We start from the raw sequence: 22,549 nt of genomic DNA, 5'->3' as shown, positions 1-22,549 counted from the left end.
GTAATCCTATTTAATCATCCATTATTAGGAAAATTCCTATTACATAGTTAAATAATTAATCTTATAAAGCTTTTCTTGCGAGATAAGCATCGTTCAGCTTCGCTGAAAATATATAGATTTTTATCTCTTAAAAAAAACGACTCTGTTCGCATTATTTGCGAAAGAGCCGTTTGCGGTTTTCTTCGGATTTTACGAGCTTCATGCATTACTTTTTATACTGCGCTTTGTAGCCCTCGTTATAAATTTGAAGATAGCGTTTCAAATTCATGCTATCCAACGTCTGTATATACTTATCCCACTCCTTATCAATGGATGCATCTCCAATGATGAAGCGGGTGGTCATTTCCTTCACGTAATCCTTGATCGTTTTTTGCAAATCACTGAGCTCTGAGGATTGTGCGTCATCGAAGAACACCGGAGGTACACTTTGCTCCTGCTTCGTTTTGTAAGGCTCGTAGTTCTTGTGTGTCTCCTCGTACAAAACACGGGGCACCTCATTCGGCCCAGCAGCAAGCCCTTCAAACATTTCCCGCGAGAAATGGTAAGATGTCGTTTGCGCCCAGTTGTTATTCTGCAGCGTACCGGAAGCCAGCAGCCGCACCCAATTGGCCGGTTTGCCATTCAGACCGAGCTCATCCGTTGTTGGCTTCCGCCAGCCAATACCCTCCGTTCCGATATTTCCGCTCATACTGATATCATAGTTATACAGCGCATCTGCCCAACGAAACGCAACCTCCGGATTTTTTGACGCATTCGTAATTAACAAATTACCCCCATTGACAGAATAATAACGATACGGGGTCTGCTGTAAGCCGTCCGGGCCCTTAAGCGGGGGAACGGTTTTATAATCGAGCCACCGCTTGCCGGTAATATTAGAGAATACCTGCGGGATGAAGGAAGATATGACACCGACCCTCGCATCACCATTTTCTACGAGCGATTTCATTTGATCGTTATTTTGCGTAAAAGATTCCGGGGCTATCAATCCTTGGGCGTATAGCTTATTTAAATATTGCAAACCTTTCTTAAAGCCCGGCTTATTGAAATTAACTTCTATGCTGCCTTTATCATCGAAGATTAGCTGGTCTGCATTCAAATCATTCAAAATAAACGAGTTCATTAAGAAGCTGTCCAATCCTGTCAGCTTCTCCTGAATCCCCCCAATCATTGGAATTTCGTCCGCTTTTCCATTACCGTTTGGATCTTTTTCCTTAAATGCTTTTAGCACCTTTTCGAACTCATCCGTCGTTGTTGGCATGTCCAGATTCAGCTTCTTTAACCACTCGGTATTAATCCACATTTTTTGTTGAAGCATCGTATGTGGGTTACGGTCGATACTGCTGAGTGAATATATATTGCCGTTGGGAGCAGTCGTCGCTTGCTTGATTTCCGGGTATTTTTCCAGAGTTTTTTTCGTTTCCACACCGTACTTATCGATCAAATTGTTCAGTGCGATGAACAAGCCTTGCTGCCCGTAAACCATTTGTTGGGCGGGAGAAACGCCGAAGCCAATGATCATATCCGGCAAATCATTGGTGGCCAGCACCAGATTCAGCTTCTCCTGCCGATCCTGGGGAGTGGCAAATTGCCATTCGATCTTGACGTTTGTTTTCTCCTCATACCACTTAGTAAATTCATTGGTATTATAGTCCTGCACACTCGGATTTTTTACAGCAAGTACCTTAAGCGTTATTTTGTCCTTGACCAGAGGAAAAGTGCCTGCCTCTGAGCTTGGTCCCTCGGCTACTGCAGGCAGGTCCGTCTTCGCAGCTCCTTGCTCTTTACCATCGCTGCAGCCTGCTGCCAGCAACAATGTTGCCATTGTTATTGTTGTCCATTTATTCATATTGACCCTCCTTGTTAAGTTCATTATCCTTTTAAAGCCCCAATCATTACACCTCTAACGAAAAACCTCTGCACATAAGGGTAAACCAGCATTAATGGCGCAGTAGCTACTACAATTAATGAATATTTAAGCAGATTTGCAAGACCGGCCTGTTCTGCCATTTGGGCCGAATCCCCCATCATTTCAGAGCTCATCTGGCTCCGGATAAGAATTTCCCGAAGCACCAGTTGGAGCGGATAAAGCTTCGGCTCCTTTAAGTAAAGCAACGCATTGAAGTATTGATTCCAATGCTCTACCCCATAATATAAAGCAATCACTGCGGTAATCGGACCGGAAAGCGGAAGCACGACCTTCCATAGGAAAATGAGATCGTTACAACCATCGATTTGCCCCGCTTCCAGAAGCTCATCGGGAATGGTCGTCATAAAGTAAGTCCGGGTAATCACCATATTCCAAATGCTCAGAGCAGTTGGCAGCAGAAGCGCCCAAGGTGTATTGAGCAAATCCAGATTTTTGACGAGTAAGTACGTTGGAATAAGCCCTCCGCTGAAAAACATCGTGAAAGCAAACAAACCCATCAGCCAGTTACGCCCCCATAAATCCCGACGTGATAACGGATATGCTGCCATAATCGTCAGAGTCACGTTAATTAACGTACCGGCAACCGTATAGCCGATTGAAACCGCTATGGATCTCAGCACTGCTGGATCGCGAAATACGGCTTGATAGCCTTCAAGACTAAATCCAACCGGCCACAGCAGCACCTGCCCTGCAGAGACGGCATCTTTATTACTGAATGAAGAGCTTACCACAAATATTACAGGGTATAACACGATAATCAGGAGCAAGGCCATAAACGTATAGTTAATGATATTAAACCAACGATCACCCCTTGATTCTCTTAAAAACGACGATTCCATGTTCCATTCCTCCTGTTACCAAAGGCTAGACTGGCCAAATTTTTTGGATAGCTGGTTAACGGACATAACCAGAATAAACGCGATCACATTTTTAAATAACCCGATGGCCGAAGCATAGGAAAAATTAGGTACCGCCGACTTCAGCCCGACATTAAATACATAGGTGTCGATAATTTCCGAGGTTCTTGTATTCAGCGGATTTTGCATAAGCAAAACCTTTTCAAACCCCAGATCAAATATATGGCCCACATTCAGGATCAGCATAATAATCGCAATCGGCATAATGCCCGGGAGATCGATGTGCCACATCCTTCTTACCTTGGACGCCCCATCCATCAGCGCAGCCTCATGCAGAGCCGGGTCGATGCCAGCCAAAGCGACAAGGAAGATAATGCAGGAAAAGCCCGTATGCTGCCAAACATCCGACCATACATAGACCGATTTGAACCAGTCCGGGTCACCCATTACATTGGGCATTGTGAAGCCTAACCACTCGCTTAACGAAGCGAGCGGCCCGATACGTGGAGAAAGAAACTGTAGAATGAGTCCCACCATGACAACAACCGAAATAAAATGCGGTGCATACGTGACGAGTTGTAAGGTTTTACGAAACCTGGCATGATGAATATAATTGAGGCCCAACGCTAGTAAAATTGGAAAAGGAAAGGTCGCCAGCAAATGATACAAGCTTAGCAGCAGCGTGTTGGTTAAAATTCGCCAAAAATCATACGAGTGAAAAAAACGAGAAAAATTAGCAATGCCTACCCACGGACTTTCCATAATACCCTTCGTTATCGAATAGTTCTTAAAAGCAATTTGAGCCCCATACATCGGTGCATAGCGAAACAAAGCCAAATAAAGGAGTGGAAGTATCAGCAATAAGTATAGCTGCCATCCCTTCAGAAGCTGGCGTGAAATTCGATTTTTATTCGTAGTGACCACCTCCTGAGCAGATGTCATCCGTTTATTGTTATTACCGACCTGAATTCTTGCGCCATTGCTACCATACAGCCAATCGTTCCGGTAGCGGATCAACAGTTTCAGCCATTCGATCACACAATCGTTTCATCATATCCAGCTTTACTTCTGAATAGTTCTCATCCATCCATAAATTACGTCTTTCATTCGGATCCTCCTGGAGGTCATACAGCTCCTCTTCATGACGGCGGTGATAAGATACCAGCTTATACCGGTCGGTTCGCACCATAGTAGCAAAGCCTCCGATACCATTCTGCTTCGCACTAGCGTTATAATGCTCACAGTAAATATCACTGCGATGCGATGCTTTGGAATCTATCGCTTCTACGGTAAGCAGCTGCATAAATGACTTCCCCTGCATACCGGGATGAATGCGTAAGCCTGCCGCTTCCAAAAGAGTAGGAGCCAAATCGACAAGCTCAACAAGCTCAGGACTGCGTACTCCCGATTGAAAATGGCCTGGCCAAGATATGATCAATGGTACATGAATCGACGGCTCATAGAAAAATGGCCCCTTCAAGTAGATACCATGATCGCCCAGCAGCTCACCATGGTCCGACATAAAGATGACTATCGTATTCTCCAGCTGTCCAGTGCGTTCCAACGCCTCCAGCATTCGACCAACCTGCTCATCGATCAAATCGATCATCGCCCAATAGGCAGCCTTTAGCATCCGGTGGTCCTGCTCATTCATCTGGGAGAAGGGCAGCAATCTTTCATTCCCATAAGCCCCGTTGTGGTCAAACTGTTGGAAATAAGTCTTTTCCTGCAGCTCACCTTCTTTATAATTAGGCAGCGGAATTTCATCCAGCTTTTGCATATATCGCTCAAGATAGGCCCGAGGAGGATTAAACGGGTGATGCGGGTCAAACATATTGACAGAAAAAAACCAAGGCTGCTCGTAGGATTGATTCGCTTCGATAAACTGAACCGCCTTTTCCGCGCACCAGGTCGTTTGATGGTCTTCTGCATCGGGACCGATCTCGACATAACGGCTTCCTTCTGTCTGCACTGGTTGGTAGGTTTTACCTTTGGCGCGCAGCCATTGGATATATTCATTGGTTGGCCAGTGATTGTCCGGATGATGGGACCAGTGAAATTGCGAGTAGCCATCTGCTATTCTGCGCTCTGTTCCATGCATGACGCTTGGATTACAAGCGGACAAGTGGAGCTTGCCTGACAGACCACCTACATAACCTGCGTCTGCAAGCAGCCGTGTGACAAGCATTTCGTCCTCCGGAATGTTTTGTCCATTTTGCCGACAACGGGTCGTGCGTGGATAACGACCGGTCAAAAAACTCGCTCGGCTAGGCGTGCACACCGTTGCCTGGCAGAAGGCATTTTCGAATAATACGCCGTTTTGCGCGAGGCGATCAATGTTTGGCGTCTTAACAAATGAATTTCCGTAACAGCCCAAGGTGTCAAAACGCTGCTGATCTGTGCAAATCCATAAAATATTAGGTTCGCTCATCTTAAGCCCTCCGTTTAATATTAATCCAAAAAATCCAAAATGAAAGCGATAACATTTTCATCCATCCCGGGACATCTATAATATACAGAGCCTGGAAACTAGTGTAAACATGAAGGATTTGCAGACTCTGCAATACTTGCTTTTGGCTTATGTGCAATTACTGCAGACCCTGCTATTCTTGCATTTCCCCACTGTTTCCATTTCTAAAAGCCAGTGCGCTTATACCCACAGTCCGTTTGAAGGCACGTCCGAACGTATTGGAGGAGCTATAGCCTACACGGAGTGCGATTTCCCCAACCGTAAGCCCTGTCGTAATCAGCAACTGTTTGGACTGTTCGATCCGCAGGCTTTCGAGGTAGTCGAAGAAATTGATCCCGGTTTTTTCTTTAAACAATCTGGACAAATAAGTTTCGGTCACATTAAAGCGTTCTGCCAACAAGGCAAGAGACATTTGCAGATCGGAATACTGATGATCAACAAACGCTATAACATCTTGAAACCATTGCTGCTGCCGATCATTTTGCTTATGGCGAACTGATCTGCTCATTTCTTCTAGTTTATTTTTGAGCTGGATATAGTGAGCCTCAATACTTTCCACTTTATCCAAGATACTTGCTGCTGCTACTGCTGCTGTCTCCACACCTGTCACTTCGCCGATTTCACCTGAAGTCTTGTATACACTTGCGGCAAAATCGAACAAAAAGACTTTAAGCACAAGAACAGGCAAACTCCTGTCCACAAAATTATGCCAGTGCAGCTCGCTAAGCAGCTTTGTTAACGTTTCCTCATTCCCCGTACGCACGAGGTTTATCAGTCGGGTTTCCATATTTTCCGGATAATAATAGCTGCTTGGATTCGGTAGAATTTCTTTGAACCAGATGATGCGGTTATCCTTGCTGCGGATAAGGGCTTGCTGGGCCTCAAAAAAAGATCTTGTGATATCCATTCTTTGTGGATAATAATTACCTATCGAGATAATGGACGAAATACCGCCTTGCTCCTGGATTTGAAGCTGTACCGACTCCAGGTACCCTGCAGCTTTCCCGTATATGCTCGCAGGCTCGTCCTCAGTAAATTGCATGATCAAAGCAATTTTGTCTACATCCACATCATGCAAAATAACATCTGGGATCATCACTACTACGATCTCACTGGCAATCAGTTTTTTCTGATTCAGATATTCGATTTGATCGGCATTAACAGCTGTCGTCGTCCTGTCAGGGAAGGTCAGGATTGCAACCAGATAAGCTGCCCCCACCCAATCCACTCGAACATGCGTACGAACGGCTTCCATATCTGCATCCGATTGAAATTGTCCTCTAAGCACCCTCTCGAAGAACGCCGCTCGCAGAAATGGCAGCTGTCGCTCCATTTTTGATTGCAGCTCCTGGTTGCTCGTCATCAGCATGGATATGCTTTGGCTGATCATCCCGAAAGCACCGCTCTTTGGATCGTCAGGCATGATCCTGTAGTTAGTCAGAGTATGTATGATCTTGCGAATAGGCATGCTGCTCCTATAAGTCATATAGATGCCTATAAGGCTGCCACTGAATAAAAACAAAAGGAAGATGGTAATCGTCGTATTTTTAATATAGGTAATTTTTTCCAATACCACCTTGGAGGGTTGGGCTGCTACATAAGTCCAGCCGTTATAGGCAGAGGTCACATACGTGACCATCATATCATCCCCATTGATACTGCTGCTCATTACCCCGCTGCTATAAGGCAAAACAAGCCGTTCCTGCGGCAGACTGGCATTTGGCCCTTTGACACTCGTAATGATTTCGCCCTTTTCATCTGCTATATACACCCAACTGCCGTCTGTGTCGAATCTTTTAAATAGCTTGGTAATTTCGTTGTTTTTAATAAGCATGATGATAGTCCCATTGGAGTAGTTGGGGAAACCAAAAGAACGAAGGTAGGTCAGCAACTCATACTGGGTACCATGAAGCGAGACGTTTCCTGCCGGGATAACATCCCGATTATGATAATTCTCGACTAACGATTGCAAAAAATTTTCCGATTGGTTCGGATACTGAAGTACAGAGGAAAAATCGTCTAATCTGGATGTATAATCGTTGTTCAGTACGAGCTGGCTGTTTTTAAATACAATAAAATAATTCATAATCAATTCATTGGAAATATAATATTCAAGAAGCCGTCCTCTTGCTTCGATAGTTCGATACAGATTGACGCCAAAAGGATCATCGATCTGCTGCAGCCTGGTCACCTTCAAATCATTGGTAATTCGCCTGATTTGCGTATCGATGTCTTCCCATCTTTTATCGAGCACATTCATGCCCTGTTCCAGCAATAGGCGGTTGGACGCCTTAACCTCATCTTCCAGCACTGAAGAAGTTTGTTGGTATATTAAAAACCCAACAATCAGTGACAAAGTGAGGATGATGAATAACGGGAATACAAAACGAACAATAAGCAAGGACTCCATTCGAATATGCCGTCCTTTATTCATTGAAGATATTCCTCCTTGTTGAAGTCAAATTCATAATGCGGGATAGATGTACCTATGGGATGGATGGGTTTATGTATGTTGGTTTGGAAAGAACAAACCACATCGTAATTATAAATAGATCGTGTGAGATCTACAAGATAAGTTTAAGGAGACTCGGATAAATACAAGTTTCCCCATTCGATTACAGCCTTGACGGAAACCGGAGAATTTATGGGCATCGGACTTGTCAATGTCGTCAATACGTTTAATCAGGAAGTCATATAATCCGGAGCGACATGGCCAAAGCTGACAAATGGTTACTTTGATCGATGCGATTAAACGGGGTGTGATTATGAAGGGGGTGTCCTTGGTATAGAACGGGGGACGAAAACAACCCAATAGACAAACTAACGCCCTTATACTAGTTACAACATGTATAAGAGCGTTCATTGTCCACGCAGACCCTCTCATCAATCTGATGTCATCGGACAACTATGTGGTGATCTGAGCAATGATTTTGGCAAACTTCACAGCATTCTACTGACTGAGCCCCATACATAAATAATCGGGAACCATCAACAGAGAGGTTTCATAATCGTGTTATGTCTTCTTCAGGATACGTTCCAGAACATTGTCTACCATCTGGCTATTTGCAATGATCCCTGTATACAGCCAGCTTGCAGTATCGTCATATTGGAATACCTGCCCGTTTTTGACAGCCGGAATGCCGGCCCAAACCGGGTCCTTCAGGATCTCCGCATTCGAAACTCCCTTGCTGTTCACAATAAACATATAGTCAATGTTCATTTGAGCCAGTTTCTCCATGGCAATAGGATTCCAGTTGGCTGTAGCTGTCTTGGATATTTCCTTAATTTCTTCCGGTACGGTAAGACCAAGGTCCCGGTACAGCACGTCACCGCAGGACAGCTTCTCGTTAGGCACATATACACTTTTGCTAGTTACCCAGAGAACAGCCACGGATTTGGTCCCGATCTCCTGCTTCAATTTCTCCTTGGCTTCTTTCACCTTTGTATCGTAGCTTACCAAAATCTGCTTAGCTTCCTCACTTTTATTCAATACTTCGGCTACAGTCATGAACTCCTGCCGCCAGTCATTGTTGACGCCGCTCCCTACGGTGAATGTCGGTGCGATTTTAGCATATTGGGCATATTTGTCCCCGGCTACCTGCTCCGCACTGTCCACGAGGATTAAATCCGGAGCGAAGCTCATGACCGATTCGAATGGCAGGTCGCTTGGTATGGTGGGAATCCCTTTCAGCTCCTTCTGAAGGTAGTTCTGCACCGACTTTCCGTTGATCGACCATTGGGCAGCCGGTTTGACTCCAAGAGCAACTAGATGATCCTCAAGATAGGAGGCGATAATTCTCTCGGGTTTTGCCGGTATGCTCACTTCGTGACCCAGTGCATCCTTCATCACACGTTCAGCAGCGGGCTTCGCTGTTGCAGACGATCCCGAAGAGGCAGACGGTGAATGGCTGCCTTCTTTGCTATTATCAGTTGTGCTTGAGCATCCGACTCCTACTATTGCAGCACCTAACAGCAGTCCTAACAATGGGTATATGCGTTTTTTATTCATGGTGTAACCTCCACATATGATAATAGATTGTGATAAAGAGAAATATTGACCAGCTCGAATTCGAGGGCTTCCACATATCAGCAGTATTTACATCAGATAATGATAATCATTATCATAACTATTGTCAATTTGTCTCTCCAGCTTACTTCTAGCCACTCTTCTTGAAGTTGCAGCATATGTGGCAGAATGGGTTAGTGTAATCTAGCATAGAGAAACACAAAAAGGCTGTCCGCTAACGGGACAACCTCTTAAATTCCGTTTCAGCACACGGCTGGCTTACGGATTATAAGCAACTTTCACATCATCCATGTGATACCTGTATTAACCCTATTTGCTTTATTTGCTAAGGAGCTTGATGGCATCGTCAAGCTGGGCGCTGATGGATATCACGTCGTAAGAGAACCAAAGTTTATCGTCAACGGTGTAAACTTTGTTGTTTTTTACCGCGGGAAGGTTGTTCCATAGCTTGCTGTCGTCAATCTCTTTTACAAAGTCGGGATCATTTTTAAACTTGACCACAAACAATCGATCTGCCGAAGCATATTCAGGCAGCTGCTCCATCGAGATGTTGACCCCGAGTTCATGGCCACCTTTCTCCATTTCCTGTTTGACTTTCTCCGTCATAGGGAATTTCAAAGCATCGAATAAGGTATATCCGACATTACCGCCGCCGTAAATCCGAAGCTGACCTTTCTCGTATCCCCCGATGACCACGACACCGAACGTTTCTCCTTCCTTCACGTGAGAGGCCAGCTTCGTCCGTACATCCTTGACCTTTTGATCGAACGCACGAATCCATGCTTCCGCTTTCTCATTTTGACTCAGGACGTCGGCAACTGCTTTGAAATGCTGGAATGCATCCTGACCTTCCCACTGCACCATGACGGTCGGAGCGATTTTGTTTAGCAAATCCGGTAAGCAAATGCGATACCGCACCGACCGGCTTGACGCCCAAGGCCAGCATTTCGGGCAAATATTGCGTCGTCACGACCCGCTGGGCATGTGTTGGAATTGTAACTTCCCGGCCGAACACATCCTTATATACTTTAGTTGGGCTCACTCCTGCTATCGCACCGGTTTCGGATTTTGCGGCATGCATTGCATCGGTCTCAGGCTGCGATGTCCTGCTGCACGCGGAGAGAATGACGATAATCGTTATAAGTACAAAAGCTTGCATAAAGCTGTTCTTTAGGCTAAACATGATCTTGACCTCTTTTCAACATTTGATAATTGTTCGTACATCGATTGGTACAACTGTTCAATAGGATGCGTTCGCCGTTCTTGATCGTGTACTATCAGAATGAAATTCAACAGAAAAGGCCGCTTCAGCACAAGCGACCCAGGATAAGCATGTATGTTGTGGGAATCACTAGTGTTTGCCGGTAATTGCATGCACCACATCGTCAACCTCTCTGCTTTCCGCAATCGGGCCGGAAGACATCCAGTGCCTTGAGGAGACTTTAAAGAACTGATTGTTTTTCACGGCAGGAATGGACTGCCAGAGCTGCAGTTTTTCGATCTGATTGGATTCTTGCACCTTTTTTTGAAATCCTTCTTCCGTATCAATCGATCCTCCATAGATGGCGAATATATAGTCCGCGGTGATCGAAGGCAGCTCTTCCAGAGACAAATTGATTCCCCAATCATCCTTCGTATTCTTTTGTAATGTTGCGACGCTTGCGTCTGGCTTCAAACCAAGATCGGTATAAACCAGATTGAAGCTCGGAAAAAACAGCTGCAAATCTTTATCTGAAGGGCGGATGTAGGCGACGGTTTTATCCGGTCCCACCGTCTGCATGATTTTTTCTTTAGCTTGCTTCAGCATGTTCTCGTGACTTTGAATTACGGCTTGGGCTTTATCCTTAATCCCCAAAACTTTGCCAATTTCGATGATGGAGGACTTCCACTCACTCGGAGCAAAAGCTAGCGTTGGGGCGATTTTGCTTAAGTCGTCGTATACTTTTTGATCGATGGAATACTGCTGAACGATAATCAAATCAGGAGCCGTCTCCAGAATGGCTTCCAGATTAGGCTTGAAATCAGCGCTCTCCGATACCGGAATTTTCAATTTCCGTATTTGGTCATCCAAATAATATCCCTTGAAATCATAGGCATACACCATCGGAACATCCATCGATAGCATGATGTCTTCGAGACCGAACACCGCAATCCGCTTCGGATGTACGGGCACTTCCGTTTCGCCAAAGCCATGTTTGATCTTAATGGGCTGCTGCTCAGCCGTCCCGATCATTTCTTCGGAAGCACCTTTATTTCCGCATGCGCTGACCAGTACGACAATCAGCATTATCGCCAACAGCATGGTAAATGTTCTATGTTTGCTTCGTCCTTTGACGGCAAGTGATGCTGCGATTTGTAAGTCTCTTTGTATCATTTATTGTTTCCTCTCTTAATTGATAGTAATTATCATTATCGATAGAGAGATTATATATCAGGCAGCGCATGGATAGGAATACGATAAAATGCTAAATTTTTCGATTTATAGAGCACTAAATACCTGCTGCAGCTCATCGAGCAAATGATTATGCCGGTATGCGGTATACTCCATGATCGGCTCGGCTACCCACGCCGGGCTTGAAGTCTGGTAAACATGACCGTCTCGGACGGCTTTGAGGTTTTGCCAAGCAACCAGCGACTGCGTTTTTTTCCATAGCTCTGCCGACACAGGATCCTTCATCACATGTACGAGCAGCAAGTCGGCCTTGAAAGTCTCCAACTGGTCGACTGATACGATTTCGGTAAACCGGATCTGCTCCACGCCTTTCGCATAGGCGATTTCCAAGTCGTCATAGAGGACCGTTCCGGCTCTTCTTCCCCACACTTTGATTCCTTTTGTACTGAAATTGACAATAAGCAGTGCACCTTGCTTAAATATGGTTGGAACGGATTTTCGAACTGCTGCTGCCTTCTCATCATATCGGGACAGCCATTTGTTCCCTTCCTTCTCCCGGTCCAAAAATTGCGCAGTCATCTGCAGATGAACCCTCCAGGTTTCTTGATGCCAAGGCAGGAACAAGACGGGAGCAATCTCGCGCAGCTTCACTTTCTCATCGTCCGTAATCATCTCTTCCAAAGCGACGATCTTATCCGGGCGTGCACGCCATAGCGCTTCACGGTTAAAATCATAGTCGTGACTTAAAGGAACTTTCACGTCGAAACCATATTTTTTTCGGTATTCATCTGTCCAGGACTGATCGATCGGTGCGGCGTAAGGAATGGTCTGCAGCGTCAGTAAATGCCCGATGTTGGGCCAGCTGTAGGCAGCAATCTTGTTGCTGCGATTAGCCATATAGATACTCGGGGATACGCCTACGTGCTTATTGAATTGGCTGCTGAAATACTGTGATTCCTTGTAGCCGACCTTTTCCGCAATTACGCGCAGCGTGTCCCCTTCCTCCAAGTACTGTTTTGCGCGGTTGATCCGAATATGGGTGAGATACTCCATAGCGCTTTGACCGAAGCGATCTTTAAAGGATCTCATGAAATAATACCGGCTCATACCCGCTAATCTCGCCAAATCTTCGACCGTAACAGCCTCCGGATAATGCTGCTCCATATATTGGCGAACCCGATCCATAGCATTTTCGTGTTGTTCGGGCTTTTTCAACAGCAAATGAAGCATATCTTGAAAACCACCCTGACTGGCGAATCGGTCATAGGGATCGTTGGTGTACCAGTGATCGATGATTTTCCCGCAAAGCGCCAGCAGCCGCTCGGATGAAGGAACCGTGACGGACATGAGCTCCAGGCGTGAATTATCCGGTTGGGCCTTCGTAGGGTTTGGCATCGTAATATCGAACTGAAACAGGTATAAGGATTGCTCTCCGCCTGCTAAATAATCGGTTTCCACTCTTGGTCCGGGAGGAATAACATAGACCTTCTCTGGCGACAAAGCATATACGAGTCCGTTGATGACAAGATGTCCATGCCGGTTCGCCGCAGTAATGAGCATATGTGACGGGCATTCGCTGAATAGCAAATCATACCCAGGGGCATGATCGGTTCTATTAACCGCATGGGTCAAGCTGAAACGGACTTGGAGGAGCCATTCTTTCCCTGTAGATTCATTAGAAAACAAAAGGGATTCCAACATGAGAACCGCCCTCCTTCATTTACTCTGGTACAGATGGTTGTTACGTTGGGTGCTTGTTCAGTCAATGTTCGTCGCCGAAAGCTATCAAAAAGCTCTGACAGCCTGTGATGGCAAGTTGTCAGAGCTTCTCTTTTTACCATTTCACGGACCGCAGTGGATCCCAGATGAATATCACCCGACAATTCCGGGAGATTTTTCAAACAAAACTAACCTATCCTACAAATAATTGTATGACAATGAGAATCATTATTAATAATATAACATGGGATAGGCATACAACCAATTGTTTATTTAAAAAAGGTGGCGTGCTTTCCAGAAAAATTTCGGTTTTCAACGGCAACGGCTTATATATCCCCTTTCACATACCGTAAATCAGAGCGTCTCTTTACCTTTATTTTTGCCGTTACTAACCTTTTATGAACTGAATTCTGTTTAATAATCTTGCTTAAGTCGCGATCTATTTGATTAAATATTTCATGATGAACTCTTTGATCATCGTCAATGCTCGTATGATAGGCAAGAAGTGGAGAATTATTGGTTTTACTGCAAGGGATTCTAGCTCCATTCCAAGTTCGCAGGTATTTAACAGGTCTTTGCACTGCACCTGGCACACCTTGAAAACCACACGAAAAACCTTCTCGATCGGATGTACACGGCACTCTTAAATACGGTGGACAATTCGCTAATCCAGTAATGCCGTTATTTTGAAACCACTCTATAATCTTTTTTCCTCGGGGCACATCTTCTGGTTTTTTTAATGTATTGGCAGACCCGTAAACTGGATCAACAAGACCAACAAAATCAGGGATTTTTAGAGTCACTCTGGAGAGTCTACTTGCGGCCCACCCACCAAATGAATGTCCGATAAGTGCGACATACCTTGGGTTTTTAGTACGTTTGAGCATTTCTTTGTTTATGTCACTTATTAAAGGAATATTTCTAGGGTTGCTGTCATTTTCTTGGTTCCATTTAATGTGAAAAATATTGTTCGGATTAATCCCGTATTTTGCCGTGAGTTTTTCTCTTAAAGTATCCCTTAGGCTGGTCATTCCATTGCTATTTCCACCTCGAAAGCCACTAATGCACACAATGACAACATCTCCTGATGACTTGTCGATATTATATACTGCTGAACGTGCTGATAGAGTAACGACTCTGGGGTTAAATAATGGCTTACTAAACCCAGTTCTTTTGCTTTTGGCAACCAATCGTTTCATTTTTTTCAGCCCCCCAGACATCGTTAAGATGCTGTATCATACGTGGTGTTTTGACCAGGGGCAACTGTTACAAATGCGGATCTTAGTATAAAGCTTCTTCTAGCAAGTCCACTTGAATCCCAACTATTTCATTATTTCTCCAGCATCTTCAAAAAGTATTTTCAGGTATCCCATATTCGAACTAATTGGCATAAACCTCAAATTCATTGATATTAGGCTCATCAGAAGCCGAAACCACATATAAACGGACATATCGTGAGGTTACGGGAACAAAGGTAATGGTCTTAATCGCCCCAATCGTCGTTCCGCTACTAATGTCGCTAAAGGTTGTGCCGTCACTAGACGACTGAAGCTTGACCCGTCCACCGCTTTGGCCGGAACGTAGGTCGTACTCCACTGGCTCGATGCGGAGGCCGGTTGATTCAGAGCTAGATTGGGAGCGTTATTATATGCTGTTCCCCCCTCCCCTCCCCACTCCATGTCATTTCTGTAAAAGTTGAGGGGCTATCCGACGACGTAATTTTATTGCCACGGAAAGCTTTCCCCGAGGAAGATCCGTTATTTTTTACTATCGACTGAATGACCTGCACGTTATTGGCTCGTATAAACAAACCATTGTCGCCTACAGTAGACTCCGGAACCGTATTGTTGAAATCAACCGTGCTTCCGATCACTTTAATATGATGAGTCCCTTCTTTAAAATCGAATCCGTCGTTTTGGTCAAAGGCCGTGCAGTTCAAGAAGGTGATGTACCCGCTTGCATCGGCATTTGGAGCTGTTGTCCAGTTCTGATCAGCATCCCCCACATAGAAGCCCTCTCCGTATTTCCCCCCTTTTCCCGTATAGCGTGAGATGCAATTTTGAAGTAACCAGTATTGGCTGTTCTTGCGGATTTTGAAACCTTCGCCCAACGTATTTTCCACAGTTACGTTCGTCACATAACCGTGGGAAGCTTCAATTAATAACCCTTTGTTTGAATTCGAGTTCGAATTGATTGTCAGGTTTTCCAGCTTGTAGTAGTTATGCTTGATCCCGAATGCCGCATTTCCGGCTGAAGCGGTATAATTCAAGTTTGCCCCGCTGCCGGTCCCCCGGATGGTAATGTAGCTGCCTGAACTTCCGCTATTCGAGGTATTAATGGCACCGTCGGACACGTTAAAAGTGCCTGATAATTCAATAATGTCACCCGGCTGTGCGTTTGCCAAATAGGTTCGGAAGGTTGCTACATCTCCGGCAGGAACTGTTTTGACAGCCGCAGAAGCTGGACCTGCATAGTAAGTGAACGATATTAAAACAAGACAAAAAGCAAATATAAATTTGAATAATCGTGGTTTTGTCGTAATTTATGTTAATAAATCATAGGAATGAACTTATCTTACGTTGGTTGTGAATACGTTTACATGTTAAAATTTTGAATAACCTTGTGTTTTTTTACGATACTTGCAATACGTCCATTTACAAGTTAATACCTTTCCAAGATCCCTTGCTGGCGCAGGTGTTCTGTAGAAGTGCTTACGGACCAAGAACTTGATACTTATCTCGATTATATGGATCACGTATGCAGCTGAATAAGATCAATATTCCGATATCAACATAAAATGAGAAGCCGCACAATCGTGGCTTCTCATTTTATGTTGAATACTTATGACTGTTAACTAATTACATGCTTCGGCAGTCTGTTCCTCACAACCGTACCTGACAGGGACTGGCTGGAAATCCGCAGATCATACCACACCCAAAATGAAGCTTTATTCTTTTCTGCACATGGGTCAATCCGCGGATAGTCCATTTTGTAATGCAGGATAGATCATAACCTTTACACTTGTATCCTTATGTGTTCTTACCAGCTCGATAGCCTCCTGAATTTCATCCAGAGCAAACTTATGTGTGATGGTCTGGCATAAATCGATATCGCTTTTTTTCAACGCTTGTATGGCTGCAGGATAAGTATTGGCATACCGGAATACACCATATGCATCCAATTCCGAATCGATTAGCATATTCATATCCATAGGAATTTGCGCAGCCGTAGGCAAGCCTATAAAGACAATCCGCCCACCGCGATTGACCAGTCGAATCGTATCCGAGATCGCTTGGTTATTTCCGGATGATTCAATGATAACATCAACGCCTTCACCACCCGTGAGGGACGACAGCTGCTCGGATACATCGCTCTCCAGTGGGTTAATCACTCCCGTCGCTCCAAGCTTTAGAGCAAACTCCCGTCTGAATGGTACAACATCTGAAGCAATAATCTCTGTGACACCAAACAGCCTTGCTGCTTGAATGGCCAATAAACCGATCGGACCCAATCCTAGTATTAAAACCCGATCTGAGGGGCCCACCTTGCCTCTTTTCATCGCATGGAAGCCGACGGAAAGTGGTTCTAAGAGGGCTCCTTGCTCATAGCTCATTTCTTCAGGAAGCTTGAATAAAAAATCGCTGCGAATCGCAACATATTCAGCCCAAGCACCATCCACGGGAGGAGTTGCCATAAACACAACCTCTGGACACAGGTTATATCGCCCTGACTTGCAAAAGCTGCAACGCCCGCAGGTAACTCCCGGTTCAACCGCTACGCGGTCACCTATGGAGATATTCGTTACCTGATCGCCAATCTGAATAACTACTCCTGCAAGCTCATGACCCAAAATAATCGGGCTATCTACCACGTATCTACCGATCCTGCCATGCTCATAATAGTGGATATCCGAACCGCAAACACCGATACAATAAACCTTAACCAGTGCCTCATGAGGACCAGGGACAGGCTTCTTCACTTTCTTAATAGCAATCTGCAAAGGTTTATCCATTACTGCTGCGTTCATCATCGTTTCGCTCATTCTTAGAGGCCTCCAACTAATCTTTTGATATCGAAGCGCAGAAATCTTGTACTTCCGCCAATGTGGGGATACCTTCCTGCGCCCCAAATCTTGTCACTTTCAGTGCACTTACCATGCTCGCAAACTTTGCGGCAGCTACCAGGCTCTCCCCATCGGCAAGCGCGCAAGCCAATGCTCCTGCATACGAATCCCCCGCAGCTACCGTATCTACAGGTATAACGCGGATCGGTTCGATGTGCTCCCATTGCCCTTTAACATAGACAACCGAGCCCATCTCAGCCATTTTGATAATAGATTTTTCCACACCGATGCTTTCCAAATAAACGGCAGCTTCAACAGCAGACTGAACATCTTTAACATCGATACCGGTTAAGTATTTGGTTTCCTGACGGTTAGGGATTATAATATCGGCATATTTCAGAGCTTCTGCTGTTATTCCTTGTGCTGGCGCAGGATCCAGAATGATAGGGACCCCATATTCACGCGCAAGTATCATTGCCTGAATAACGGTCTCTCCCGGTATTTCCAATTGGACTAGAAGCGCTTTGCTTTTCTTGAATATTTCTCTGCAGCTCTCTATGTCACCAATGTTCAACTGTTCATTGGCACCCTGTACCACTAGCATCGTATTTGCTGCAGATTCATCAACGGTCACGAGTACGGTTCCGGTTCGTGTGGACTTGGACCGTTTCACATCATCCACATTCACCTTGTTCCTTTGTAAGGTTGAGATTAGGCGATCACCGAATGGATCTTCCCCAACACAACCAATTAACGTAACCGCTTTGCCCAGCTTTGCACAAGCCGTTGCTTGATTGGCTCCCTTCCCGCCGGGAGAAAACTCCAGCTTATCACCAAATACCGTATCTCCGTGTTGAGGATAACTATTTACAAAAGCAACAATATCCATATTAATACTTCCGACAACCGTAATCATCGTTGGAGACCTCCCCTTTTCGGGACTCGGCAGGAAACGATATCATCGTAATTTTCCATATATACCAACCTGTCTAAAATAAAAATTGTTTTCACTTAACCGTTGCTCTCATAAATTCTGACTTCGGCCACTTCGGCCCGATCTCCACCATTGGTACTCTCGATGACGACCCGTAGTCTTTGCGTAACGCAGGGCTCCACACTACATTTGACCATCCGGTGGCGATTTCCTGTTACCCTGCAGATCTCCGACCAGCCATCGCCGTTACTAATCTGGATGCTGAAATCCTTGACCAATTGCGGAATAATCTCATACGGTGTTTTGTGATGGTGCAGGTTGATTAAATCTTCATTGACATCATCATTGAAGATTAACTGCACCTCTTGAACGGTAATAGGGGAATCCCAAACAAAATCCAGCCATTCCGTATTGTCGGATCGTGTCGGCTGTGAAACCCATGTGTGCGGGCCACTATAAGGACGCAGATAGCCGTCAATTGTTTTTTCCGGTGAATACGCTGCGGTCGTTGCACGAAAGCAAACCACTTTACGCTGGACACTTTTCATATTCCACATCACAACGGGCTGATTCGGATCGAGCCCTTCAATGCCTCGTTCAACATTTAATCCTTTCTCACGTACATAAGATAGGACACCGCTCACAGGCTGCTTAGACAAATATACCGAAGCATTAGGATTTTCCTTGATAATGACAAACGCATTTTGCGCCCGATCCGGATGCCACGGCAGCTGGAACTGTACCCACTGCTGCTTCCCAGGCTCCAGTTTAACCTCATCCTGAATCTGTAAGGTACCCGGGATGTAATTCTCACCGCGCCCCGTATCCCATACTTCTACCTTAACTACAGTAGAGGAGTGAACATCCATCAGCAGCTCTATCGTAGAGATCGACGGGTCTACCGGGAATGTAAATCCGATATCAGTGGCAAGCGGGGATTCCGCGTCCGCTGCCTCGATGGCGATCTTATCCATTGTGCTAGAGGCCGATATCTGGGCCAGGGTCGCTACATTCCCTTCGATTGGCAGCGACAGCCCGATCACCGATGCATCCTGGCGCAGCAGTGTCATCTGCAGCTCCTGCAGATGCGCGCGGTGCAGCTCGCGTGGTGTTACGCCCTTACGTACACAAAGCGCTGCAGCCGTGCCCGCTGCTTCGCCTATTGTGGCGCATGTACCTTGCACGCGTGTGGCACCAAAAGCGACATGTGTCGCGCTGATATTGCGTCCCGCGAACAGCATATTCGGTACATTGACCGAATAAAGTGAGCGGAACGGGATATGGTAAATGCCGTCAGGCTGAAAATGCTTCGAGCCAACTTCACCGTACATGCCTTTCGGATCATGAATGTCGATCGACCAGCCTCCGAAGGTGACACAATCCTCAAATATGGTTTGATCCTTAATATCGTTCTGGTTATATACATAATCACCAATAAATCTGCGGTACTCCCGTTTGCCCGGTAAATTACCGACCCATTCAAGCGTCAAGTTATCAGCCTGATAGTTTCCCGAATTTTTAATGTAATCCCAAATCCCGTAAATGACCGACGACAGCTCATCACGGATAATTTCGTTATCATGGCAAATATCCATCTCGCCGCCATATTCGATCCACCAATAAAAGCAGCCTGAATCCCCGCTTTGAATAACACGCTGCATGGGAATCGACGTCTTAGTAATATCCTTGGCGAAGCCTGGCGGTACATACTTGACCGGGAAGCCCACATCCTTGGTATAAAAGAGCAGGGTACTGCCCAGCTGTATATCGTCCGCCTGCTCCTGTCCCCATTCCTCGTTGTATTCATGCTTGGCTTCGCGGCCAAGCTGGAATTGCGCCCCTGCAAGAAACCCAATCAACCCGTCGCCACTGCAATCGAGAAATACCGGGCTTTCAAAGCGGATTTTGCGCTCAGAGCCCATCATCCAGCCTGTAACGGATTGAATATGCGGCATCTCACCAGCTGTATCCATTTCAACCTCATGGACATCGGTGTTTAGAAACAATTGAATATTCGGTTCGTTGCGAACCTTTTCCAACACCACAATGTCCCAATAATAAGGATTGCCTTCGGGATTTGTATACTGGTTCTCGAGAAACATCTCCCCCATAATCCCTGTTTCCCGGCTGTATCTATTGATGCCGTGTCCTGTCGCGCCGCATACCCATACACGAACCTCACTACTTGAGTTACCGCCCAACATAGGCCGATTTTGCACCAACGCTACCTTGCTGCCAAGCCTTGCTGCAGCTATTGCGGCGCATACACCCGCTAATCCCCCACCTATTACTGTAATATCTGACTGAACTGTTTCTGATCGCAAATTTCCTGCACCTCCACGAAGGGGACATCCCCAATTATTGTCATTAACCTTTTACTGCACTGCTCGTCACGCTTTGAATAATATATTTTTGGCCGATAAAAAACAGGATGATCATAGGAATCATCGCCGCGCTGGCGGCTGCCATCATCAAATTGTAATCCACATAATTTTCATCAATGAAATTTTGCAATCCAAGAGGTATCGTGTACAGACTCTTGTCTAACAGAAAAATAAGCGCGTTCTCGTAGTCATTCCAATTCCATGAAAAATCGATAATCGCAAAGGTAGCCAGAGCAGGCTTGATCAACGGCAGCATAAGCCGGATAAATATTTTCAAATGGCCCGCTCCATCGATCATCGCCGCTTCCGTCAGATCCTTGGGAATGCCTAATAGAAACTGCCGCATCATGAAAACTCCAAATATGCTGAACCAACCCGGCAAGATAAGTGACCAATGTGTATTATAGATGCCCACCCAGTCGAACATGATAAATTTAGGCACAAACAAGATTTGTGGCGGAATCATCATCGCGGTCAAATACAGGAAAAACAAGGTGTCTCTGCCTTTGAATTCGATCCTTGCAAATCCATATGCGGCAAAAGCAGACAGTAAGGTAGCTCCAACCATACTCATGATAGATACTTTTAACGAATTCAAGTAATAGGGCAGGAAACTGTTCTTACCGGTCCAGACGGCAATGTGGTGCTCCATTACAGGAATTGTCGGAAACAGCTGAACGGGATATACAAAAACTTCATTCGGCATTTTAAACGAGGTGCTGATCATCCACATAAAGGGGAATATCATTGTTAGACCGAGCGCCAGCATGACCAAAGTAACGGTTATTTTGTTTATTTGCAATCGGCTGCTTTTAATAATGAACCCACCTTTTTTGCCCGAGCCACTGAAGCACAGTAATCAGGATCATAATCAGGAACAGCACCCATGATATGGCGGAAGCATAACCCATCTCGTAATAACGGAATGCGGTTTTGTAAATGAATAAGGATAAAATATGGCTGCTTGTTCCCGGTCCTCCATGTGTAATAGCTTCAATGATTCCAAATGTTTTTATCGTAGTAATAAACCCCGTCACTAGCAGAAAAAACGTCGTCGGACTGACCAGTGGCATAATCACTTTGAGCACCAGTTGGTATGGCGCAGCGCCATCCATCCTGGCAGCCTCCAGCAATTCATTCGGAATTTCCTGCAAAGCTGTCAGGAAAATGATCATATTGTAGCCGAGCAGAAACCAAATCCAAATCAAGTCAAAGGCGAACATCGGCGTATCCGTGGTTGAGAACCAACCTGGTGGATTGGCGATCCCAATTGAACGCAGCAATTGATTAATGGGACCCTGGCTGGGGTCAAACAATAGCATCCACACAAATCCAACCGCAACACCGCTTGTGATATAGGGTAAAAAATACATCGCACGCAATATATTTTTCAGATAGACATTTCGATTTAATGCCAGGGCAACAATAAAGGCCAAGGCAATGGATACGGGGACGGCGCTCAAAAACAGCAATGTATTTTTTAGAGATATATAAAATACTTCATCCCCAAACAACCGCTCATAATTTTTCATTCCAATAAAGTTGACGCTGCGGCCTGCAAAGTTCCAATCGGTGAAAGAAAGTACCAATGAAAACAAGGCAGGTACAAAAAAGAAAGCAATAATGCCGATCATATTCGGAGCGATGAACATGTAACCCATCATCTGCTGCCTTTTCATCCAACTGCGACTCATGATGTACCCTCCCATCGGGGAGTCCGGGAAAGCGATGGATGTGCTGACTCATTTCGGGGTCAAACCCACAAAACGATAAGCG

18 protein-coding genes are annotated in these 22,549 nt (G+C 45.4%); all 18 read right to left on the bottom strand.

The window, feature by feature from the left end:
- Nucleotides 1–205 precede the first annotated feature (205 nt).
- The 18 genes from NST47_RS19695 to NST47_RS19610 all read right to left on the bottom strand — a co-directional run bounded on the left by NST47_RS19695 (nucleotide 206) and on the right by NST47_RS19610 (nucleotide 22,467).
- Nucleotides 206–1,846, bottom strand: a complete 1,641-nt coding sequence (locus NST47_RS19695; protein ID WP_341156641.1) for an ABC transporter substrate-binding protein — start codon at nucleotides 1,844–1,846, stop codon at nucleotides 206–208.
- A 23-nt stretch (nucleotides 1,847–1,869) separates the two neighbouring features.
- Nucleotides 1,870–2,766, bottom strand: a complete 897-nt coding sequence (locus NST47_RS19690; protein ID WP_341156640.1) for a carbohydrate ABC transporter permease — start codon at nucleotides 2,764–2,766, stop codon at nucleotides 1,870–1,872.
- 15 nt (nucleotides 2,767–2,781) lie between these two features.
- Complete coding sequence (locus NST47_RS19685) at nucleotides 2,782–3,822, bottom strand: ABC transporter permease (protein WP_341156639.1); 1,041 nt, start codon at nucleotides 3,820–3,822, stop codon at nucleotides 2,782–2,784.
- Complete coding sequence (locus NST47_RS19680) at nucleotides 3,767–5,215, bottom strand: sulfatase family protein (protein ID WP_341156638.1); 1,449 nt, start codon at nucleotides 5,213–5,215, stop codon at nucleotides 3,767–3,769. Before NST47_RS19680 ends, NST47_RS19685 begins: the two co-directional genes overlap by 56 nt.
- 172 nt (nucleotides 5,216–5,387) lie before the next feature.
- Nucleotides 5,388–7,688 carry an AraC family transcriptional regulator gene (locus tag NST47_RS19675; RefSeq protein ID WP_341156637.1) on the bottom strand — a complete coding sequence of 767 codons (2,301 nt, stop codon included), beginning with the start codon at nucleotides 7,686–7,688 and terminating at the stop codon, nucleotides 5,388–5,390.
- 579 nt (nucleotides 7,689–8,267) lie between these two features.
- Complete coding sequence (locus NST47_RS19670) at nucleotides 8,268–9,263, bottom strand: ABC transporter substrate-binding protein (RefSeq protein ID WP_341156636.1); 996 nt, start codon at nucleotides 9,261–9,263, stop codon at nucleotides 8,268–8,270.
- Between the two features lie 336 nt (nucleotides 9,264–9,599).
- Entirely contained in the window at nucleotides 9,600–10,145 is a 546-nt protein-coding gene (locus NST47_RS19665; RefSeq protein WP_341156635.1) for an ABC transporter substrate-binding protein, read from the bottom strand.
- Nucleotides 10,075–10,464: a hypothetical protein gene (locus NST47_RS19660; protein ID WP_341156634.1), complete on the bottom strand. Its 390-nt coding sequence runs from the start codon at nucleotides 10,462–10,464 to the stop codon at nucleotides 10,075–10,077. Before NST47_RS19660 ends, NST47_RS19665 begins: the two co-directional genes overlap by 71 nt.
- A gap of 168 nt (nucleotides 10,465–10,632) precedes the next feature.
- Complete coding sequence (locus NST47_RS19655) at nucleotides 10,633–11,655, bottom strand: ABC transporter substrate-binding protein (RefSeq protein ID WP_341156633.1); 1,023 nt, start codon at nucleotides 11,653–11,655, stop codon at nucleotides 10,633–10,635.
- 105 nt (nucleotides 11,656–11,760) lie between these two features.
- On the bottom strand, nucleotides 11,761–13,374 hold the full coding sequence (locus NST47_RS19650) for an AraC family transcriptional regulator (protein ID WP_341156632.1): 1,614 nt from the start codon (nucleotides 13,372–13,374) through the stop codon (nucleotides 11,761–11,763).
- A gap of 344 nt (nucleotides 13,375–13,718) precedes the next feature.
- Nucleotides 13,719–14,591, bottom strand: a complete 873-nt coding sequence (locus tag NST47_RS19645; protein WP_341156631.1) for a hypothetical protein — start codon at nucleotides 14,589–14,591, stop codon at nucleotides 13,719–13,721.
- Between the two features lie 181 nt (nucleotides 14,592–14,772).
- Nucleotides 14,773–14,988 carry a discoidin domain-containing protein gene (locus NST47_RS19640; protein WP_341156630.1) on the bottom strand — a complete coding sequence of 72 codons (216 nt, stop codon included), beginning with the start codon at nucleotides 14,986–14,988 and terminating at the stop codon, nucleotides 14,773–14,775.
- A 31-nt stretch (nucleotides 14,989–15,019) separates the two neighbouring features.
- A complete protein-coding gene (locus tag NST47_RS19635; protein ID WP_341156629.1) occupies nucleotides 15,020–15,796 on the bottom strand; it encodes a hypothetical protein in 777 nt (258 codons plus the stop codon).
- A 564-nt stretch (nucleotides 15,797–16,360) separates the two neighbouring features.
- Entirely contained in the window at nucleotides 16,361–17,434 is a 1,074-nt protein-coding gene (locus tag NST47_RS19630; RefSeq protein ID WP_341156628.1) for an NAD(P)-dependent alcohol dehydrogenase, read from the bottom strand.
- A 16-nt stretch (nucleotides 17,435–17,450) separates the two neighbouring features.
- Entirely contained in the window at nucleotides 17,451–18,371 is a 921-nt protein-coding gene (gene rbsK, locus NST47_RS19625; protein WP_341156627.1) for a ribokinase, read from the bottom strand.
- Nucleotides 18,372–18,466: 95 nt separating this feature from the next.
- The gene (locus tag NST47_RS19620; protein WP_341156626.1) at nucleotides 18,467–20,713 is read right to left on the bottom strand and encodes an FAD-dependent oxidoreductase; all 2,247 of its coding nucleotides are present in this window, start codon (nucleotides 20,711–20,713) and stop codon (nucleotides 18,467–18,469) included.
- A 43-nt stretch (nucleotides 20,714–20,756) separates the two neighbouring features.
- Nucleotides 20,757–21,575, bottom strand: a complete 819-nt coding sequence (locus tag NST47_RS19615; RefSeq protein WP_341156625.1) for a carbohydrate ABC transporter permease — start codon at nucleotides 21,573–21,575, stop codon at nucleotides 20,757–20,759.
- 10 nt (nucleotides 21,576–21,585) lie between these two features.
- A complete protein-coding gene (locus tag NST47_RS19610) occupies nucleotides 21,586–22,467 on the bottom strand; it encodes a carbohydrate ABC transporter permease (RefSeq protein WP_341156624.1) in 882 nt (293 codons plus the stop codon).
- Nucleotides 22,468–22,549 lie beyond the last annotated feature (82 nt).

The sequence above is a fragment of the Paenibacillus sp. FSL H8-0034 genome (assembly GCF_038000305.1).
Taxonomy (GTDB): domain Bacteria; phylum Bacillota; class Bacilli; order Paenibacillales; family NBRC-103111; genus Paenibacillus_S.
The sequence above is the reverse complement of the archived record's forward strand: the minus strand, read 5'-3'. Positions and strand labels throughout refer to the sequence as shown.

Bases quoted from the DNA above. Each gene is read 5' to 3' on its own strand.
- NST47_RS19645 (WP_341156631.1), bottom strand. From the start codon at position 14,591: ATGAAACGATTGGTTGCCAAAAGCAAAAGAACTGGGTTTAGTAAGCCA.
- NST47_RS19660 (WP_341156634.1), bottom strand. From the start codon at position 10,464: ATGTTTAGCCTAAAGAACAGCTTTATGCAAGCTTTTGTACTTATAACG.
- NST47_RS19690 (WP_341156640.1), bottom strand. From the start codon at position 2,766: ATGGAATCGTCGTTTTTAAGAGAATCAAGGGGTGATCGTTGGTTTAAT.
- NST47_RS19630 (WP_341156628.1), bottom strand. From the start codon at position 17,434: ATGAGCGAAACGATGATGAACGCAGCAGTAATGGATAAACCTTTGCAG.
- NST47_RS19610 (WP_341156624.1), bottom strand. From the start codon at position 22,467: ATGAGTCGCAGTTGGATGAAAAGGCAGCAGATGATGGGTTACATGTTC.
- NST47_RS19655 (WP_341156633.1), bottom strand. From the start codon at position 11,655: ATGATACAAAGAGACTTACAAATCGCAGCATCACTTGCCGTCAAAGGA.
- rbsK (WP_341156627.1), bottom strand. From the start codon at position 18,371: ATGATTACGGTTGTCGGAAGTATTAATATGGATATTGTTGCTTTTGTA.
- NST47_RS19670 (WP_341156636.1), bottom strand. From the start codon at position 9,263: ATGAATAAAAAACGCATATACCCATTGTTAGGACTGCTGTTAGGTGCT.
- NST47_RS19650 (WP_341156632.1), bottom strand. From the start codon at position 13,374: ATGTTGGAATCCCTTTTGTTTTCTAATGAATCTACAGGGAAAGAATGG.
- NST47_RS19680 (WP_341156638.1), bottom strand. From the start codon at position 5,215: ATGAGCGAACCTAATATTTTATGGATTTGCACAGATCAGCAGCGTTTT.
- NST47_RS19665 (WP_341156635.1), bottom strand. From the start codon at position 10,145: ATGGTGCAGTGGGAAGGTCAGGATGCATTCCAGCATTTCAAAGCAGTT.
- NST47_RS19675 (WP_341156637.1), bottom strand. From the start codon at position 7,688: ATGAATAAAGGACGGCATATTCGAATGGAGTCCTTGCTTATTGTTCGT.
- NST47_RS19695 (WP_341156641.1), bottom strand. From the start codon at position 1,846: ATGAATAAATGGACAACAATAACAATGGCAACATTGTTGCTGGCAGCA.